At 65.0% G+C, this 18,995-nt stretch carries 18 protein-coding genes; 4 read left to right on the forward strand and 14 right to left on the reverse strand.

What is annotated here, in order from left to right; genetic code table 11:
- Positions 1–7: 7 nt before the first annotated feature.
- From I7X09_RS02290 to I7X09_RS02300, 3 genes are all read right to left on the reverse strand, one after another.
- The gene (locus I7X09_RS02290) at positions 8–1,039 is read right to left on the reverse strand and encodes an ATP-dependent 6-phosphofructokinase (protein ID WP_200315373.1); all 1,032 of its coding nucleotides are present in this window, start codon (positions 1,037–1,039) and stop codon (positions 8–10) included.
- Between the two features lie 115 nt (positions 1,040–1,154).
- Complete coding sequence (locus I7X09_RS02295; RefSeq protein ID WP_007729374.1) at positions 1,155–1,817, reverse strand: response regulator; 663 nt, start codon at positions 1,815–1,817, stop codon at positions 1,155–1,157.
- A 9-nt stretch (positions 1,818–1,826) separates the two neighbouring features.
- A complete protein-coding gene (locus I7X09_RS02300; protein WP_200315375.1) occupies positions 1,827–3,101 on the reverse strand; it encodes a sensor histidine kinase in 1,275 nt (424 codons plus the stop codon).
- 164 nt (positions 3,102–3,265) lie between these two features.
- Between I7X09_RS02300 and I7X09_RS02305 the strand changes: the two genes are divergently transcribed.
- Both I7X09_RS02305 and I7X09_RS02310 read left to right on the forward strand, forming a co-directional pair.
- Positions 3,266–3,940, forward strand: a complete 675-nt coding sequence (locus tag I7X09_RS02305; RefSeq protein ID WP_095969299.1) for a hypothetical protein — start codon at positions 3,266–3,268, stop codon at positions 3,938–3,940.
- Positions 3,937–5,337, forward strand: a complete 1,401-nt coding sequence (locus I7X09_RS02310) for an alpha/beta-hydrolase family protein (RefSeq protein ID WP_200315377.1) — start codon at positions 3,937–3,939, stop codon at positions 5,335–5,337. Before I7X09_RS02305 ends, I7X09_RS02310 begins: the two co-directional genes overlap by 4 nt.
- A 57-nt stretch (positions 5,338–5,394) precedes the next feature.
- Here the strand turns inward: I7X09_RS02310 and gatA are convergent, their stop codons facing one another.
- A complete protein-coding gene (gene gatA, locus I7X09_RS02315) occupies positions 5,395–6,873 on the reverse strand; it encodes an Asp-tRNA(Asn)/Glu-tRNA(Gln) amidotransferase subunit GatA (protein WP_200315379.1) in 1,479 nt (492 codons plus the stop codon).
- Positions 6,870–7,169, reverse strand: coding sequence for an Asp-tRNA(Asn)/Glu-tRNA(Gln) amidotransferase subunit GatC (gene gatC, locus I7X09_RS02320; protein ID WP_003944747.1), 300 nt, complete (start codon positions 7,167–7,169; stop codon positions 6,870–6,872). Before gatC ends, gatA begins: the two co-directional genes overlap by 4 nt.
- A gap of 280 nt (positions 7,170–7,449) precedes the next feature.
- On the opposite strand from gatC, the gene I7X09_RS02325 reads away from it, so the two are divergent.
- Positions 7,450–8,100: an amino acid-binding protein gene (locus tag I7X09_RS02325; RefSeq protein ID WP_095969195.1), complete on the forward strand. Its 651-nt coding sequence runs from the start codon at positions 7,450–7,452 to the stop codon at positions 8,098–8,100.
- 13 nt (positions 8,101–8,113) lie between these two features.
- On the opposite strand, the gene I7X09_RS02330 is transcribed toward I7X09_RS02325, so the two are convergent.
- The 9 genes from I7X09_RS02330 to I7X09_RS02370 all read right to left on the reverse strand — a co-directional run bounded on the left by I7X09_RS02330 (position 8,114) and on the right by I7X09_RS02370 (position 17,890).
- On the reverse strand, positions 8,114–8,602 hold the full coding sequence (locus tag I7X09_RS02330; protein ID WP_095969194.1) for a GNAT family N-acetyltransferase: 489 nt from the start codon (positions 8,600–8,602) through the stop codon (positions 8,114–8,116).
- Positions 8,603–8,649: 47 nt separating this feature from the next.
- Positions 8,650–10,731, reverse strand: a complete 2,082-nt coding sequence (gene ligA / locus I7X09_RS02335; RefSeq protein ID WP_437127560.1) for an NAD-dependent DNA ligase LigA — start codon at positions 10,729–10,731, stop codon at positions 8,650–8,652.
- A 69-nt stretch (positions 10,732–10,800) separates the two neighbouring features.
- Complete coding sequence (locus tag I7X09_RS02340) at positions 10,801–11,823, reverse strand: methionine synthase (RefSeq protein ID WP_200315381.1); 1,023 nt, start codon at positions 11,821–11,823, stop codon at positions 10,801–10,803.
- The gene (gene mnmA / locus I7X09_RS02345) at positions 11,820–12,932 is read right to left on the reverse strand and encodes a tRNA 2-thiouridine(34) synthase MnmA (protein WP_124566332.1); all 1,113 of its coding nucleotides are present in this window, start codon (positions 12,930–12,932) and stop codon (positions 11,820–11,822) included. The genes I7X09_RS02340 and mnmA overlap by 4 nt, the downstream gene beginning before the upstream one ends.
- Positions 12,932–14,161, reverse strand: a complete 1,230-nt coding sequence (locus tag I7X09_RS02350) for a cysteine desulfurase family protein (RefSeq protein ID WP_095969190.1) — start codon at positions 14,159–14,161, stop codon at positions 12,932–12,934. The genes mnmA and I7X09_RS02350 overlap by 1 nt, the downstream gene beginning before the upstream one ends.
- 52 nt (positions 14,162–14,213) lie before the next feature.
- Positions 14,214–15,113: a lysophospholipid acyltransferase family protein gene (locus I7X09_RS02355; protein WP_200315383.1), complete on the reverse strand. Its 900-nt coding sequence runs from the start codon at positions 15,111–15,113 to the stop codon at positions 14,214–14,216.
- Positions 15,113–15,949 carry a GNAT family N-acetyltransferase gene (locus I7X09_RS02360; protein ID WP_095969188.1) on the reverse strand — a complete coding sequence of 279 codons (837 nt, stop codon included), beginning with the start codon at positions 15,947–15,949 and terminating at the stop codon, positions 15,113–15,115. The genes I7X09_RS02355 and I7X09_RS02360 overlap by 1 nt, the downstream gene beginning before the upstream one ends.
- A gap of 135 nt (positions 15,950–16,084) precedes the next feature.
- Complete coding sequence (locus I7X09_RS02365) at positions 16,085–17,041, reverse strand: electron transfer flavoprotein subunit alpha/FixB family protein (protein WP_003944698.1); 957 nt, start codon at positions 17,039–17,041, stop codon at positions 16,085–16,087.
- Between the two features lie 48 nt (positions 17,042–17,089).
- Positions 17,090–17,890 (reverse strand): electron transfer flavoprotein subunit beta/FixA family protein, encoded by an 801-nt coding sequence (locus tag I7X09_RS02370; RefSeq protein ID WP_003944754.1) that lies wholly within the window; start codon positions 17,888–17,890, stop codon positions 17,090–17,092.
- A gap of 271 nt (positions 17,891–18,161) precedes the next feature.
- Between I7X09_RS02370 and I7X09_RS02375 the strand changes: the two genes are divergently transcribed.
- Complete coding sequence (locus I7X09_RS02375; RefSeq protein ID WP_234036778.1) at positions 18,162–18,971, forward strand: class I SAM-dependent methyltransferase; 810 nt, start codon at positions 18,162–18,164, stop codon at positions 18,969–18,971.
- Positions 18,972–18,995: the final 24 nt, after the last annotated feature.

Consider the following 18,995-nt stretch of genomic DNA (forward strand, 5'->3'; position numbering starts at 1 on the left):
CCGCGGCTCAGCCGAAGAATGCGGCTGACTCCTCGTAGCGCTCCTTGGGCACCGTCTTGAGCTTGCGTGTCGCCTCGGCGAGTGGAACGAGGTCGATGGACGTTCCGTGCAACGCGACCATCTGACCGAAATCTCCGCGGTGAGCTGCGTCGGTGGCGTGAACTCCGAAGCGAGTGGCGAGGATGCGGTCGTGCGGCGTCGGGGTGCCGCCGCGCTGAATGTGTCCGAGGACTGTGGTGCGAACTTCCTTGCCGATGCGGCGCTCGATCTCGTTGCCGAGCTGCTGCGCGACGCCGGTGAAGATCTTGTGGCCGAACTCGTCGATGCCGCCCTCACGCAAAGTCATCGACGCGGGATCGGGCATCGCACCTTCAGCCACGACGCAGATGAAGTGGGAGTCGCCACGCTGGAAGCGCTTCTTGACCATCGCGCACACCTCGTCGACGTCGAACGGCTGTTCCGGAACCAGAGTCAGGTGTGCCCCCGACGCCAGTCCGGCTTGCAGCGCGATCCAGCCCGCGTGCCGGCCCATGACCTCGACGAGCATGACGCGCTGGTGAGATTCGGCCGTGGTGTGGAGCCTGTCGATGGCGTCGGTCGCGACGGCCAAGGCGGTGTCGAAGCCGAAAGTCACGTCGGTGCAGTCGATGTCGTTGTCGATCGTCTTGGGCACGCCGATCACGGGCACGCCGCTCTCGGAGAGCCAACTGGCCGCGGTCAGTGTGCCTTCGCCACCGATCGGGATCAGGACGTCGATCCCGTTGTCGTCGAGGGTCTGTTTGATCTGATCGAGGCCCGCGCGGAGTTTGTCGGGGTTCACGCGAGCTGTGCCGAGGATCGTGCCGCCGCGGGTGAGGATGCGATTGATGCGGTCGTCGGAGTCGAGTGGCACCTTGCGGTCCTCGAGCAGTCCTCGCCAACCGTCCCGGAATCCGACCACGGTACTGCCGTAACGACCGGCCGACGTACGTACGACGGCGCGGATGACCGCGTTCAAGCCCGGGCAGTCGCCGCCGCCCGTGAGGATTCCGATTCGCATAGTGCAGCACCTCTCGTGACCGGATTGTGGATCTTGATGTCCATCTTCCCCCAGTCACCGTATTGCCGCAGGATAGCGGCGTTGCCGAGCCGCAACGCCGCGCCGAGCGAGAGCACTAGCCAGGCGTGACGAGCCCGCTTTCGTAGGCCAACACGACTGCCTGGGCACGATCGCGCAGATCGAGCTTGGACAGCACCTTCCCGACATGGGTCTTGACCGTTTGTTCGGCGACGAACAAACGCTCGGCGATCTCGACGTTGGACAACCCGCGGGCGATCAATTCGAGGACCTCACGCTCACGCGGGGTCAACGCGTCGAGCGCTGCGGGTCGTGCGCGCGGGGCCGCCCGGCGACTCGTCACATCGGCGATCAGACGCCGCGTCACCGTCGGGGCCAACAAGGCCTGCCCTTCGGCGACGACGCGTACCGCCCGAATCAGTTCCTCGGCCGGTGCGTCCTTGAGCATGAACCCGCTCGCCCCGACGCTCAGTGCCTCGTAGACGTAGTCGTCGATGTCGAAAGTGGTGAGCATGAGAACTCGCACCGGTGGTTCCCACCCGGCGGACAGAATCTGGCGGGCAGCGTCGAGTCCGTTCATCTCGGGCATACGAACATCCATCAACACCACATCCGGGCGCAGACGCGCAACCTCGGCGACGGCGATCTTGCCGTCCGGCGCATCGCCGATCACGCTGATGTCGGGCTGGGCGGAGAGTAGGGCTCCGAACCCTTGTCGAACCATCGCCTGGTCGTCTGCGATGAATACTGTGATGGGCACTCGGACAGCCTAGGCGGGCATCGACGGCAACTCGGCCCGCACCTCGAACCCTCCATCCTCTCGCCGGTTTGCCAGCAGCATGCCGCCCACCGCCGAAGCCCGCTCACGCATTCCACGGATTCCGTTGCCACCAGTGGTTTCCGACGCCGAGTGCTGATTGCCGCCCAATGGCGAAGGTCCGTTGTTCACGTACGCGCTCACCGATTGCGGACCGAAGGCCACGGCGACCTCGATGGGCCCGCCGGGTGAATGCCTGGCCGCGTTGGTGATCGACTCCTGAATGATCCGGTAGAGCGCAAGGCCCGTGGATTCCGAGACCGACGCCCGATCGCCGTCGACTCGCCACGACACCGGAAGTCCGGCACGGGTACTGCCGAGCAACAGTTCGTCCAACTGGTCGACGCCCGGTTGCGGAGCCGTCACCACGGTGTCCCCGTCGCTGCGCAGGACTCCGAGGAGGCCGCGGATCTCGTTGAGCGCTGCTCGCCCTGTCTCACTTATCGATTCGAATTCCGTTCGGATCTCCGAGGTGACTGCATCGAGCCGGTAGGGCGCGCTCTGCGCTTGCACGACCACCATCGACATGTGATGGGCCACGATGTCGTGCAAGTCGCGGGCGATCCGCGCCTTCTCCTCGAGGATCGTGCGCCGAGTGCGTTCGAGTTCACTGACTTCCTCCTGCTTGGCCAACTGGCGGCGCGAGAGAACCAACCAGCGGATCAACAGGCAGAAGACGACCAGGGCACTCAGCCCGACGGCCCAACCGGCTCCGTCGCTTCCCGGCGCGTTGCCGAGGAAGAGCAGCACCGTGGCGATCCAGGCGACACCGACAACCTGAATGGGCGCCCGCAGGCTCACTGCGGCCAGCAAGGACATCAGCACGATGATGTGGACGACCTGCCACGGGTAGTCGTAACCGGACGTGTTGTCGAACACCAACGGGATGATCAGTGCCGAGACCGCCGACACCGCCCAACCCAACGGAGCGTTGATTCGGATCAGGACGAACGGAAAAGCGGCCAACGCGGCGACGAAGGGCATGATCGGCGGCGAAACATGATGCGTCAGTTGCAGTGTCGGCCAGGCAATCGAATAGAGGATCAGAGTGATCACGACGACGACGATGTTCCAGAACTGACCGCGCGCCACGAAACTGGTTGCGCGGCGAACCTTCTCCGAATGTACTACCGCCCCGTCGAGGCCGGACAGCATCGACCCGGCAGTGGCGTATGTCGGCGCGGACACATCCGGTGCGCCCCTGTTCTTCCTTCGGACCTTGATCACTCGTCAAGCCTATGAAGGCGAACCCCGAAAGTCCTCATACTGCAGAGTGAGATCCCCCTACCTCCGAGGTATCACAGGGGAGGGAATTCTCACCCGATCGCGCGCCGGAGAACCCCTCCACAGAGCGATGACCGCCAGGATTGTCCGTTCATAGCGTGAACGGCATGCGGATCACACGAGTGAAAGACCTCTCGCGAAGCGGCGGTACCTGGGCTGCCTTGGCCTTGGCTGCAACGGCAGCGATTACCGTCACCGCCGGCGCGAGCGGCGCCGAGTCGCCGCGCACCGAGAATTCGAACGCATCCAGGGCCATCGCCACCGTGACTACCGCGAATGCCTCTGACGCTGCGACCACCATCCCGGCAGATTTCGCCGCATTTGCCGGCTACACCCCCACCGTGGTCGACGGATACCTCGCCAATCCCCACGGCGACTGCTCGTCCCCGGTCCCACTGCCCGACGAATTCGACTCGGCCTGCAAAGCACACGATCTCGGGTACGACCTACTCCGCTACGCGCATTCACACGGAACGGAACTGGGGCCGTGGGCCCGGCAGGTCCTCGACGGTCAGCTCGACGAGCGAATGCATGCGGCCTGTGAAGACCGCACGTCCTTTCTCTCACGTGGGTATTGCTTCGCGATGGCCGATGTAGCTGTCACGGCGGTGAACGGAAACTCCTGGCGCCAAAGCTATCTGACACCGGTCACGGAATCTGGATTCGGTTACGGCACGGCCGGAGTTCTTGCTGTTTCCGCCCTCGGCTTCACCCTGATGCGGTCGCGGCGCCTCGCCCCGTCGAACGAGTTCTCCATCTCCCCGAAAGCGATTGCAGCATGAGCGTTCTGAATGCGTCACGGACCCCCGTCCTCGCCCGAGTCGGGGCGCTGGCGGTCCCTCGGGTGTCCACGAGTGTCGCCGTGGCAGCGATGTCCGCCATCTCGCTGGCCCCAGGACTGCTGCCGAGATCAGCCGCACTCCAGGGTGTGTTCAGCGGACTGCTCGTCGCGGTCGGGCTGCTGACGGTGTGGGTGTTCTCCGCGATCGCCCGTCCACTCGTGCCCGATCGCGTCAAGGCCGGATTCGACGAACGTCATTGGCGCATCTGCGCGTTCGGACTGTCGACGGCCGCCACCGCCGTAGCGATGTTCGCCGCCGCCGGTTGGCAGAGTTCGTTGCGAGCAGCGATGGGGGCACCGCCTGCCGGACCGCTCCACTGGGTGGAGGCGGGTTGCATTGCCGCGCTGACCGCCCTTGGCCTCTGGGGCATCGGGGTCGGGATGTCGAAGGCGCTGCGGTGGATGGGTTTCGCGCGGGGTGTGGGCGCCCTGGTCATGGGAGTCCTCGGAGTGCAGTTGGTCGTCGGCCCTGCCGTCTGGAACGGTCTCGCCGATTCGTTCGACAAGTCCAACTCGTACATCGACAGCGCTCTGACACAGCCACTTTCGGCGTCCGGGTCAGGCGGCCCCGATTCTCTGATCTCGTGGACGTCGATGGGGGCGGAGGGACGCAAGTTCGTCGCTGCCGGCGAAGACTCGGTGCGCGTCTATGCCGGTCTGGATTCCGCACCCGACGCCACATCACGTGCCGCTCTCGCGGTGAGCGAACTCGATCGCGTCGGCGGCTTTGCCCGCAACAGCGTCGTGGTGGCCGTTCCGACCGGCTCGGGGTGGATCGACACCCACGCCGTCGACGGTATCGAGCAACGGTTCGGCGGGGACGTCGCGATCGTCGGACAGCAATACTCCGACGCACCCAGCTGGGCGACATTCCTGTTCAGCCGCGACGACGCCGAAGAATCAGCCACCGCCCTGTTCACGGCTGTCGGCAGCCACATCGCCGCGATGCCCGCCGAGGATCGACCGGACTTGTTCCTCTACGGACAGAGCCTCGGCGCCGTCGGCGGAAGCGCCGCACTGACCGAGGCTTTGTCCGAGGGCAGTCCCATCGTCCCGTGCGACGTGTTGTGGGCCGGTCCCCCGGCCGGCGCGACACGAACGGACGGCGCAACCGTCCTCGCGAACACGTCCGACCCGGTGGTGTGGTGGTCGCCCGCCCTCGCGACACAGAAGCCGGATCTGAGCCGAGCGGCCCAGGATGCACCGATTCCTCAGTGGATCCCGGGCGTCACCTTCCTGCAGACCACCGTCGACATGCTCGGTTCGCTCGGTGTCCCCGCCGGTCACGGCCACCGCTACGGAACCGATCAGGGAACGGCTTTGGGGACGTGCTCCTGAAACTGCTGTGCGCCTTTATTAACCGCGGGGGGTTAATAAAGGCGCACAGCAAACAGATCAGACCGCAGTTGCAATCGGGCCGCGAGCAGCTTCGTAGGCGGCACCGACGCGGTAGAGGCGCTCGTCAGCCATGGCGGGCGCCATGATCTGAAGGCCCACCGGCAGGTTGTCGTCCGCCGACAGCCCCGAGGGCACCGACATCGCGCAGTGTCCGGCCAGGTTGGTCGGCAACGTGCACAGGTCGGAGAGATACATGGCCAGCGGGTCGCCCACCTTCTCCCCCAACTTCCACGGCGTGAACGGGCTGGTCGGCGAGACCAGTACGTCTACATTCTCGTAGGCCTTGTCGAAATCGCGCGCGATGAGCGTGCGGACCTTGAGCGCCGAACCGTAGTAGGCGTCGTAGTATCCCGAAGACAGTGCGTAGGTACCGATCATGATGCGGCGCTTGACCTCCGGGCCGAAACCGGCGGCGCGGGTTGCCGCCATGACCTGGTCGGCACTCATGTTGCCTTCGTCGACGCGCAGTCCGTAGCGCATGGCGTCGAAGCGGGCCAGGTTGGACGAGACCTCACTGGGCAGCACCAGGTAGTACGACGCGAGCGCATGCTCGAAGCTCGGGCACGAAACCTCGACAACTTCGGCGCCCAAAGCCTTGAGTTGCTCGACAGCAGCGTCGAAGGAAGCGATGACGCCGGGCTGGTAGCTGTCGGAGTGAAGTTCCTTGACCACACCGACCTTGACGCCGCGCAGGTCGCCGGCTGCACCTTCACGTGCCGCAGCGACCACCGGACGCACGGGGGCGTCGATGGACGTGGAGTCACGCGGATCGTGCCCGGCGATGACCTCGTGCAGCAGAGCGGTGTCGAGCACGGTGCGACCACAGGGGCCGCCCTGATCGAGCGAGGAGGCGCACGCGACGAGTCCGAAGCGTGAGACAGTCCCGTACGTCGGCTTGGTTCCGACCGTCGCGGTGACCGCAGCGGGCTGACGGATCGAACCGCCGGTATCGGTGCCGATGGCCAGCGGGGCCTGACGGGACGCGAGCGCCGCTGCGCTACCGCCGCCCGAACCACCGGGGATGCGGGTGACGTCCCACGGGTTGCGCGTCGGGCCGAAGGCCGAGTTCTCGGTCGAAGAGCCCATCGCGAACTCGTCGAGGTTCGTCTTGCCGAGGATCGGGATGCCGGCCGCGCGCAGCTTCGAGGTCAGAGTCGCGTCGTACGGCGCGACCCAGCCTTCGAGAATCTTCGACGCACAGGTGGTCGGCATGTCCGTCGTGGTGAAGATGTCCTTCAACGCGATCGGAACACCGGCGAGTGCCGAAGCGGGTTCGTTTCCGCCTGCGAGCGAGTTGTCCACTGCTGCGGCGGCTTCGAGAGCCTGTTCGCCTGCCACGTGCAGGAACGCGTGGTACTCGGTGTCGACAGCAGCGATGCGGTCGAGATGCGCCTGCGTGACCTCTACCGAGGACACCTCACGCGAGTGGATCTTGCCGGCCAGCTCAGCGGCGTCCAGCGTGGTCAGATCGGTCATTCGCCCTCTCCAAGGATCTGCGGAACCGCAAAGCGATCCTGTTCGACTGCGGGTGCTCCGGACAATGCCTGCTCGGGGGTCAATCCGGGCACGATCACGTCGGGGCGCGTCACGTTGGTGACGGCATTGGGGTTCGCCATGGGCGGGACGTCGTCGGCCGCGACCTCGGTGACCACCTTGACGTGGTTGAGAATCGAATCCAACTGACCGGCGAACTCGTCGAGTTCGGCATCGGACAGGGCGAGTCTGGACAGCCGCGCGAGGTGCGCGACCTCGTCACGGGAGATGGCAGGCACCGCGGGGCCCCTTTCGGAAGAGGACGTGAACATTGCCGGTCCAGCCTAGTTGCTCGCCGCGACAGACCTGTAAGCACGCCTGCAGTACCGAACGACGAGCACTCTCACTGTGTCGATCGCCACGCCGGATTCCGGCGGTGTGTTTCGCTCGTGTGACAAGCATGTGCATCTGGCGTGACGCCGCCGCGGCGCCCACCATCGCAGGTTGAGCAAGTGCAAAGATGAGTCAGACCCGGGTCGACGTGATCCGGGCGAGAACCGATCAGCGAAAGGCACGCACGTGTCGTACCTGCTTCGCGTCCAACTGCCCGATCGACCCGGCAGCCTCGGCGCTCTCGCCGTAGCGCTCGGTTCGGTGGGCGCAGACATCCTCTCCCTCGACGTCGTGGAACGAGGCGACGGTTTTGCCATCGACGACCTCGTGGTCGACGTCGAACCGGGCGCGCTGCCCGACACTTTGATCACCGCTGCCGAGCACCTACCGGACGTGCTGGTCGATTCGATCCGCCCCTACGCCGGGATTCTCGACACTCACCGTGAGCTCGAACTCATCGATTCCGTTGCGACGGCCCGAAACGATCGACTACAGGTCCTCGTCGACGGCGCGCCGCGTGTACTGCGAGTCGGTTGGTGCGTCGTCGCGGACATCGGCAAGCACGGTGCGTACCGCGTCGTCGGTAGCGCCGGCGCGCCGGAAACCCATGCCACCGACATTCCGTGGATGCCACTGGACAAGCCCACCGCCCTCGACGGCGAGGCCGACTGGGTTCCGGACGTATGGCGCGACATGAACACCAGCCTCGCTGCCGCACCTCTCGGCACCGGCAATCGAGTCCTCATGCTCGGTCGTCCCGGTGGGCCTGAATTCCGCCCTTCGGAGATAGCCCGCCTCGGCTATCTCGCGGGAATCGTGGCGACGGTCCTGGGTTGACCAGGCTGGGTAATCAGGCGAGACCGCGAACCATGACGGTCAGTTCCATACCGCGAATCGGCTCCCACGCCCGCTCGGGATCAGGGACGAAACCGTTGCGGTCGTAGATGCGACGCGCATCGACCATCTCGGGCTGCGTCGAGATGACCACCGAGTGATCGCCGCGGTCGTAGGCCTCGGCGATCACGGCGCGAACCAATGCCGTTCCGGCGCCCGATCCCCGAGCTTGCGGCGAGACCGCGAGCATGCGGAACTCGAGTTCGCCCTTCTGCGCAACATCCGCGAAGGGCGTGCCGGGTTCGGCGATCGTCAACGAGCCAACGACCTCGTCGCCGAGAACGGCAACCAGTACCCGTCCCTGCTCCACCCGAGTTGCGGTGTCGCGCAGGCGCTCCGCGTACGGGGATCCGTCGGCGACGAATCCGCCACCCACGTACGACTGCACAGTCAGTTCACCGACGGTCTCGAACTCAGCCGGTAGAACTTCACGAATCTCGATCATGGCGTCACTATCGCACCCTGCACGCCAATCTCAGAAATCGGACAAAGTCACTCTGATTCGTCCAATTCGGTGGGCGCGACCGCATCCGGGCCATCTTCGAGCAACCGCCGGAAGCCGTCTTCGTCGAGCACCGGCACACCCAATTCGACTGCTTTGTCGTGCTTGGAACCGGGCGCTTCACCCACGACGACAAAGGCAGTCTTCTTCGACACCGAACCCGCGGCCTTGCCCCCGCGCACCAGAATCGCTTCCTTCGCCTGATCTCGCGAGTACGTCTCGAGCGAACCGGTGACGACGATCGAGAGGCCCTCGAGATTGCGCGGAATCGAGTCGTCTCGTTCGTCCTCCATGCGCACTCCCGCCGAAGCCCACTTGTCGACGATCTGCTGGTGCCAGTCGACGGAGAACCACTCCACAACAGCGGCGGCGATTGTGGATCCGACGCCGTCGACTGCAGCCAACTCGTCGACCGACGCTTCCCGAATGCGTTGCAGCGAGCCGAATTCGCCGGCCAACGCCCTCGCGGCAGTGGGGCCGACGTGCCGAATCGACAGTGCCACAAGCACTCTCCACAGCGGCTTGTCCTTGGCCGAATCCAGGTTGGCCAGCAAGCGTTTTCCGTTTGCGGACAGGGCTCCCGCATTGGTGCGGAAGATCGGAACCTCGATCAGTTTCTCGGCGTCGAGTGAGAAGAGATCACCCTCGTCACCGATGACCTTCGCCTCCAACAGCCCGGTCGCGGCCTCGTAACCGAGCACCTCGATGTCGAATGCCCCGCGACCGGCAACGTGGAACACGCGCTCGCGCAACTGCGCCGGGCAGTACTGCTGGTTGGGGCATCGCACATCGACGTCGCCCTCTTTTGCGGGTGCCAACAACGTGCCGCACTCGGGGCAGTGCGTCGGCATCACGAACTCGCGCTCGGTACCGTCGCGCACGTCGGCCACGGGACCGAGAACCTCGGGGATAACGTCACCGGCCTTGCGCAACACCACGGTGTCGCCGATCAGCACACCCTTGCGCTTGACCTCGGATCCGTTGTGCAGCGTGGCCAAGGACACAGTGGATCCCGCCACCGTGACGGGTTCCATGTATGCGAACGGCGTCACGCGACCCGTGCGACCGACGCTGACCCGGATGTCGAGGAGCTTGGTCGTTACCTCTTCCGGTGGGTACTTGTACGCGATCGCCCACCGTGGCGCGCGTGACGTGGTCCCCAGGCGACGATGCAACGACATCTCGTCGACCTTGACCACCAGGCCGTCGATCTCGTGCTCGACGTCGTGGCGATGTTCTCCCCAGTACTTCATCTTCTCGACCACCGCGTCGGCGCCGACCACCCGCGAGGTGTGCGTGGACACCGGAAGACCCCACGCTGAGAGTGCCACGTAAGCGTCGTATTGCGACGCCGGCTCGAAACCTTCCATGCGCCCGAGCCCGTGGCAGATCATGCCGAGACGACGACGCGCGGTGACAGCTGGATTCTTCTGACGCAGGGATCCCGCCGCGGAGTTGCGCGGATTGGCGAACGGCGCCTTGCCCTCCTCGACCAGGGAGGCGTTGAGTGCCGCGAAGTCCTCGAGGCGGAAGAACACCTCACCGCGTACCTCGAGCAGGCTCGGGATCGGGTACTCGTCCGTGGCGGTGAGCCGCTCCGGGATGTCGTTGATCGTCAGGGCGTTGAGTGTGACCAACTCGCCTGTGCGGCCGTCGCCGCGGGTTGCGGCACGCACGAGTTTGCCGTTTTCGTAGACGAGGTTGAGCGCGACACCGTCGATTTTCACCTCACACAGATAGTGCAGTTCCGGGCCGGTTTCCTGCTCTACCTTGGCGATCCACCCGCGGAGTTCGGACTCGTCGAAGACGTTGTCGAGACTGAGCATCCGCTCGAGGTGATCGACGGACGTGAAGTCCGTCGCGAATCCGCCTCCGACCAATTGCGTCGGCGAGTCGGGAGTCCGCAGATCCGGGTACCGCTCTTCGAGAGCATTGAGCTGCCCGAGCAATGTGTCGAATGCACCGTCCGAAATGACAGGCGCATCACGAACGTAGTAGCGGAACTGATGCTGGCGTACCTCTTCGGCCAGCTCCGTCCACTGCTCGCGCGCCTCGTTGGGCGCTGGCTGCATTGCATCCGCGGTTTCAGTCACAGCTAGGAGAATATCGGTTCACACCGACACACCCCATGACTCCACACATCAGAATGCCGACGGATCGTCCACCAATGCCTTACCGACGTCAGTGCACAGCCGAAGGGCGGCGCGACTCCACTCGAGGCTCGCACCCGCAAGACCACAGCTTGGGGTTACCGCGACCTGGGTCTGCAGGAGTTCGCGCGAGAAGCCGAGACGATCGATCAGGGTGACGGCGGGCATCGCGCACGCTTTCCACGTCACCGGCTTTTCCGGCGGGGCGGAAGGAACCAGACCGAGCGCCAATTCCTTGCCGGCGTCGAACAACTGGCCGATGCCGTCGAGATCACGAGAACCGACGAGCGACATGTCGAAGCTCACGCCGAACGCCTGGCTTCGCCTCAGTAGATCCCACGGCATGTCGGCAACGCAGCTGTGAACGATCGTCGGCAGCCCGCAACCGCTGATCGTCGAGTCGAGCACCGCCAGCGCCTCGGGTTCCGGCAGAGCCGGAACGCTTTCCATCTTGGTGCGCCCAGGCAGCGAACCGGCCAGAACTGCCGCGATCTGAGGCTCGTCCAACTGGATCACGACCTTGGCGCCGGTCCGGCGTGTGACCTCGGCCGCGTGTCGCGCGAGACCCTCACCCAGTGATTCGGCGGTGTCACGCAGCGCCCCGCGGTCGACGAGAACCCGCGAACCGTTCGCGACCTCGATCTCGGCGCCGAGTGTCAGCGGGCCGGCAGCTTGGAGCTTGACGACGTGGTCCCCGCCGACGAGACGGGCCGACTCCCAGGCTTCCTCGAGTGCGTCGAGATCCTGGTTCAGGAAGTCCTCGGCGCGCTTCGCGACGTTGCCCCTTCGCGGCACGACGCGATAGGCACGCGTCGAGGCGTCGAGGTTGATGTCGACCAAAATGGCCCCCGCCCGGCCGACCATGTCAGCGCCGAGACCGCGACCCGGCAACTCCACCAGGTGTGGAAAACCACCCAGTTCACCGAGGATGGTTGCGGCACTTTCGCGGGCGTCCGTGCCCGGCCAGGATCCGATTCCGGTGACGAGGCCACCGATGGAAACCTGCTGTGTCACAGTGCGTTCGGCTCGGATTCGGTGCCGGAGATGGTGCCACTGCCGAGAACCTGGTCGCCCAGTTCGCTGTCGGGGCGATACAACACGACGGCCTGTCCCTTCGCGACGCCGGTCAGTGGTTCGCGCAACGAAATCGCGATACCGCCGGTTGAAGTACCGTCATCGACGGCCTCCGCAACGGCCTGCGCCAATCCGCCGTGCGCACGAACCTGCACCATGCACTCGACGGGGCCTTCGGGCGCTTGGCCCGAAGTCCAGATCGCGCGCTGGGCCGAGATGGCCCAGACGTCGAGATTCTTGGCCGAACCGACCCGTACCGTTCCGGTTTCGGGCTCGATCGCAGTCACGTACCGCGGACGGCCGTCACCCGCGGGGCCTTCGACGCCGAGCCCCTTGCGCTGTCCGATCGTGAAACCGTGTACGCCGTCGTGCGCAGCGAGGACCTCACCCGAATCCGCGTCGACGACGCTTCCGGGACGAACGCCGATCCGCGCACCCAGGAATGCTCGAGTATCGCCGGTCGGGATGAAGCAGATGTCATGGCTGTCGGGCTTGTTCGCCACAGCCAGGCCTCGTTCGGCGGCTTCCTCGCGGATCTGTTCCTTCGGTGTGTCACCGATCGGGAACATCGCCCGCGAAAGCTGATCAGCAGTCAGCACACCGAGGACGTACGACTGATCCTTGTCCGCATCAACCGCCCGGCGCAGGACGCCGTCTTCGAGGCGCGCGTAGTGACCCGTCGCCACGGCATCGAAACCGAGAGCGACCGCACGATCGGCCAGTGCGGTGAATTTGATCTTCTCGTTGCAACGCAGGCACGGATTGGGGGTCTCACCCGCTGCGTACGACGCCACGAAGTCGTCGATCACGTCTTCCTTGAAACGATCGGCGAAATCCCAGACGTAGAAGGGTATTCCGAGGACGTCGGCAGCGCGCCTGGCGTCGCCGGCATCTTCCTTCGAGCAGCAACCACGCGAACCCGTCCGCAATGCGCCCGGCGCCGTGGACAGCGCAAGATGAACACCGACGACGTCATGTCCGGCGGCAACGGCGCGGGCGGCGGCGACAGCGGAGTCGACGCCTCCGCTCATGGCTGCGAGTACTCGCATCAGCGATCCCCTCCACGCGAACCGGCGCCGGCAAGACCGGCGGCCCGAGCGCGCTCTACTACTTGTGGAAGCGCAGCGATCAGCGCGTCCACATCGGTGACACTCGACGTATGTCCGAGCGAAAATCTCAGGGAGCCACGCGCGACAGACGATTCGACGCCCATCGCGATCAATACGTGGCTGGCCCGGGCCACACCAGCGGTGCAGGCCGAACCGGTGGAACATTCGATACCGGCCGCGTCGAGGAGCATCAACAGCGAATCGCCCTCGCAACCGGGAAAGGTGAAGTGCGCGTTACCGGGAAGCCGATCGGATCCGGTCGGGCCGTTGAGTACCGACTCGGGAAGGATCTCCAGGACTCCATCTATCAACCGATCGCGCAACTGCGCCAATTCCCTTGTGCTGGAATCGAAGTTCTCGACATTCGCGCGCAGCGCAGCAGCCATCCCGACAACACCCGCAGTATCCGGAGTGCCCGAACGCAGATCACGTTCGTGTCCGCCGCCGTGAAGGAGCGGCACACAGGGAACCTGGCGTCCGAGCAGCAGTGCGCCGACGCCGTGCGGACCACCGAACTTATGTGCCGCGATGCTCAGCGCGGACAACTTGCTCGCCGCGAAATCGACGGGCAATTGCGCAACGGCCTGGACCGCGTCGCTGTGCATCGGAATCTCGAACTCTGCCGCGACCTCTGCCAACTCCATGATCGGCATGATCGAGCCGACCTCGTTGTTGGCCCACATCACCGTCACGAGTGCCACCTCGTCGGCGTGGACGGACAGCTCGTCGCGCAACGTCTTCGGGTCGACGACACCGTTCTCGTCGACCGGCAACCACGTCACACGCGCGCCCTCGTGCTGCTCGAGCCACTCGACGGCGTCGAGCACCGCATGATGCTCGACGGAGCTGGCCAGAATTCGAGTGCGTCGCGGATCGGCGTCACGGCGAGCCCAGTAGATGCCCTTGACCGCGAGATTGTCGCTCTCGGTTCCTCCGGAGGTGAAGATGACCTCCGACGGCCGCGCACCCAGGCTCGCGGCGATCGATTCGCGCGATTCCTCGACACGGCGCCGGGCCGCACGGCCGGAGCCGTGCAGCGAGGACGCGTTGCCCACGGTTTTGAAGGTATCGGTCATCGCCTCGATAGCGGCTGCCGACATCGGAGTCGTGGCGGCATGATCGAGGTACACCGGAAATCCGGCGTGGGCACTGTGTGCAGGCAGAGTCATGGCTTGACAAGGATAGCCCAGCACGAGAGTTCGCCCAGCCTCGCTCAGGAGGCTACGCGGTCATCGCCGGGGAGGGATCGATTTGTCCCACGGCTTGTGTCACGAGTTCCGGCGCGGGGTCGAAGATGTCGTGAGCTGCCAGATCGATGGTTTCGACGCCTCGCACAGCTCTCTCGCATCGCTGTGCGAGGTCGATTCGACACTCCCCGGCCTCCTCGAGTGGAGCCAGCCTGACCTTCACCTCGACGTTCTTCTGACGCAGGATCCGGCGGATGGACTGACCGATCGTTTCGGTGCCGACAAAGCACGGTCCGGTGCACAGGGAACCGTCGGCGTTCTCGTAGCGGATCGCCATGGGCTGAACCGGGCATTCGGCGTCGACGGCAGCTTGGAACATCGCCGGGCGAAAACCGCCGTACGCCCGGCCGCACCAGGTCGTTCCCTCGGGAAACACCATCACACGGACACCGCGCTGCAGGCGCTCGCGAACGACGTCGACGGTTCCGGGAAGTTCACGCAGTCGAGCGCGATCGATGGGGACGACGCGCATCCGGCGCGCGAGACCACCGAGCACTGCCCAGTCGAGCAAGTCGGCACGGGCGACGAAGTTGGCCGGGGCAACGGCACTCGCGACGAGGACGTCGGTCCACGACACGTGGCCGGCGACAACCATCACGCCCGCCGGTTCGGCGCGCCCCAACCGCTGATCGTCGACCGTGAGCTTCATCCCCAGGCAACGCAGCAGCGCCCGCGAGTACCCGCGCTGCATCTCCGTACGCCAGGCGCGCGGGAGCAGCCAACCGGCCGAAAGCACCGGCGCAGTCACAAGTGCGGCGCCGACCATGACCCCGCGGGCCATCACGGTGATACTCGACACACGGGGTGCGTCCGCGGGTAGGCACCCGTCGCCGCAGGGGCTCGTCGGCACCCAGTACGGCAACGTCGCGGTCATCAGCCGATCCCCGATTCGTGCGCGGCGGCCGCCGATCGCAGCCGTTCGAGGTAGCGCTTGTTGGCGGAGTGAAGGCCTTGCAGCGCAACAAAATCGGCCACACCGAACTCGGGATCGTGAGCAGGTTCCCCGCAGATCGTCGCGCCCATCCGCAAGTAGCCACGAAGCAACGGCGGCATCGTGACGCGTTCCGGTGCGGCAATCTCGTCGAGCGTCAGACCGCCGAGGACCACCGGGTTTCGTGGAGTCACCCGCCGTGACGCCGGACTGGCGTGTTTGTTCATCACGAAGTCACGGACGCCGCGGACATCGGCGCCGGCGATTGAATCGGGGCTCGGGAGGACAGGCACGGAGACGCAGCCCATCACCCACTCGTATCCGGTCAATTCGAGGTAGTGCAGGATGCCTGACCACATCAGGCTGAGGACGGATCCGGTGCGGTGAGCGGGATCGACGCACGCGCGACCCATTTCGACGATTCTGTTCGCCACCGGATCGAGCGCGGAGATGTCGAATTCCGTTGCGGTGTAATACCCACCCGCGGCCGCAGCGGAATCCGGCGGCAGCATTCGGTAGCAGCCGACGTACTCCTCGGTGATGTTGTCGCGAACGAGAAGATGATCACAGAATTCGTCGAAGGCGTCGGCGTCGAGCTCGAACACGCCGGCCGAGGCCGGGAGGGAGAAGCCTGGCTCGGAGGCGAACACTCGGTATCGAAGGCGCTGCGCTGCGACACGATGCTCGCGGTCGGAGGAGACGATCAGGGAATATCTCGGCTGGGCGACCTCACGGCCGAGATTGTCACTCGCGGAGCGAAGGACTGACGTAATTGTCATGCGCAAGGTTTATCGAGCGCGAACGGCGTCTCGGTATCGACGAAGTGACATGCCGATGCAGGCCGGGTGAATAAAGCACTGTGCGCCTTTATCAACCGCGGGGGGTTGATAAAGGCGCACAGCAGTTTGTGCTTTTTAGCCCTTGTGGGACTTCACAGCTTCGGTGAGCTGCGGTGCGACGTTGAACAGGTCGCCCACGATGCCGAAGTCGGCGATCTCGAAGATGGGTGCCTCTTCGTCCTTGTTGACCGCGACGATGGTCTTGGACGTCTGCATGCCGGCACGGTGCTGGATGGCACCGGAAATGCCGAGCGCGATGTACAGCTGCGGCGAGACCGTCTTACCGGTCTGACCGACCTGGAACTGTCCGGGGTAGTAACCCGAGTCCACAGCGGCACGCGAAGCACCGACTGCAGCGCCGAGGGAATCGGCCAGCTCTTCGACGACGGAGAACTTGTCCGCGCTGCCGACGCCACGTCCACCGGAGACGACAACCGACGCCTCGGTGAGCTCGGGGCGGTCGCCGCCGACGATGGGCTCACGCGAGGTGACCTTGACGGCACTCTCGTCCTGAGCCGGAACCTCGACGGTGATCTGCTCGCCTGCGCCGGCCTGCGGAGCAGCCTCGACTGCACCCGGGCGAACCGAGTAGACGGGAACGTCGCCGTTGGCCTTGGCCTCGACGGTGAACGCGCCACCGAAGATGGAGTGGACGCCGGTGCCGTCAGCCTTGATCTCGATGACGTCGGTCAGTAGTCCGGAGCCCAGACGTGCGGCCAGACGACCGGCAACCTCTTTGCCCTCGGTGCCGGCCGCGGTGATGACCGCTGCCGGGCTGGTGGACTCGACCAGAGCGGCGAGAACGTCGACCTTGGGGGTGACGAGGTAGCCGTCGATGTCGTCGGACTCGGCGACGTAGATCTTCTCGGCGCCGGCTGCTGCCAGAGCGTCGGCGAGCTTTGCTGCGGTACCCGCGGGGCCGGCGACAACTGCCGACGGCTCACCGAGTGCGCGTGCAGCGGTGATGAGTTCGGTGCTGACCTTCTTCAGCGCACCCTCTGCGTGCTCTACGAGCACAAGTACTTCTGCCATGACTTAACTCTCCCTGAGTTCTTCTGCTGGATGTCTAGAAGGGCGCGGTCAGATGACCTTGTTGCTGACGAGGTAAGCGGCAATCTTGGTGCCACCGTCTCCCTCGTCGACGATGCGCTCACCAGCGGTACGGGGGGGCTTCGGGGTGGAGGACGTCACGGTGGTGCCGGCGTTCGCAACACCGACGGTCTCCGGATCGACTCCGAGGTCGGCCAGCGTGTAGACGAGAACTTCCTTCTTCTTCGCGGCCATGATGCCCTTGAAGGACGGGAAGCGCGGCTCGTTGATCTTCTCGGTGACCGAGACGATCGCGGGCAGCGAAGCCTCGAGGCCGAAGACGCCCTCGTCGGTCTCGCGCTCACCGGTGATCTTGCCGTCGGCGACGACGACCTTGCGCAGCTGCGTCAGCTGCGGGATGCCCAGGTACTCGGCGATGATGGCCGGAACAGCGCCGACGCGGCCGTCGGTGGCCTCGTTGCCGGCGATGATCAGGTCTGCAGGCTCGTCGTTCTCGAAGGTGATCTGTCCGAGAGCAGCAGCGAGCGTCCATGCGGTCTGGATCGCGTCGGAGCCGTGCAGTGCCGGGTCGTTGATGTGGACGGCCTTGTCGGCGCCCATCGACAGAGCCTTGCGGATAGCGTCGGTGGCGCGGTCGGGACCTGCGGACAGCACCGTTACCTCACCGCCCTGAGCTTCCTTGATGAGGAGTGCTTCTTCGACGGAGCGCTCGTTGATCTCGTCGAGGACTGCGTCGGCGGCTTCACGGTCAAGCGTGTAGTCGCCGTCGGTCAGCTTGCGCTCGGACCATGTGTCGGGGACCTGCTTGATCAAAACAACGATATTCGTCATGGGTCTTCGTCGACCTCCTGTGTGTAATTCACCTGATAAATCGTCTGTGGTGCTCGCGCAGTCCGAGCGTCCGAAAAGAGAGTCCGACAGGTCTCCCCACGGGCGGATTTCTCGGTTCACGTCGGCTGTGCGTTAGATTACCCCACGTTAAGTTACCGGTGGGTAACTTAACGTGGAACCTCGTCCACCATAACGGCACGAACAGGAATTGACAGCAGTGATCTGGACCACGGCGAACACGTTCTACTCGGATGGCACTAATCTCGCACGGGTGAGTGAAACGAGTGTCAGCAACCACGAGGACGCACCCCTGCCCTTGACGGGCGAACGAACCGTGCCAGGAATCCCCGAGGAGAACTACTGGTTCCGGCGCCACGAAGTGGTGTACCGCGCACTTCTGGAGCGCTGCACGGACCGCCGAGTTCTCGAGGCCGGCTCTGGAGAAGGCTACGGCGCCAACATGATTGCGGACGTCGCAACGAAGGTTACGGGCCTGGACTACGACATCTCCGCAGTCGAACACGTCCGCGCGCGTTACCCTCGCGTCGAGATGCTCCACGGCAATCTCGCCGAGCTTCCACTGGCCGACAACTCGGTTGACGTCGTCGTCAATTTCCAGGTGATCGAACACCTGTGGGATCAGGGTCAGTTCCTGCGCGAGTGCTTCCGCGTTCTCGCTCCCGGCGGCGAACTTCTCATCAGTACCCCCAACCGGATCACCTTCTCCCCCGGCCGCGACACGCCGCTCAACCCCTTCCACACTCGTGAGCTCAACGCCGCCGAAATGACCGAATTGCTCGAAGACGCCGGATTCCGCGTTCAGTTAATGACCGGCGTCCACCACGGTTCGCGTCTGAAGGAACTCGACGCGAAGCACGGCGGATCGTTCATCAAGGCGCAGATCGACCGCGCGTTGGCCGGCGAGCCCTGGCCGGAAGATCTCACCCGCGACGTCGAGGGCATCAACGTCGACGACTTCAGCATCAGCGAACCCGACATCGACGACAGCCTCGACCTCGTCGCCATCGCCGTGAAGGACACCGCAGTGAAGGACATCGCCGTGAAGGAAACCGGCGAGTGAGTAACGCAACACCCGTCACCGAAC

This window comes from Rhodococcus sp. P-2, assembly GCF_016598535.1.
In the GTDB taxonomy this organism is placed as follows: domain Bacteria; phylum Actinomycetota; class Actinomycetes; order Mycobacteriales; family Mycobacteriaceae; genus Rhodococcus_F; species Rhodococcus_F baikonurensis.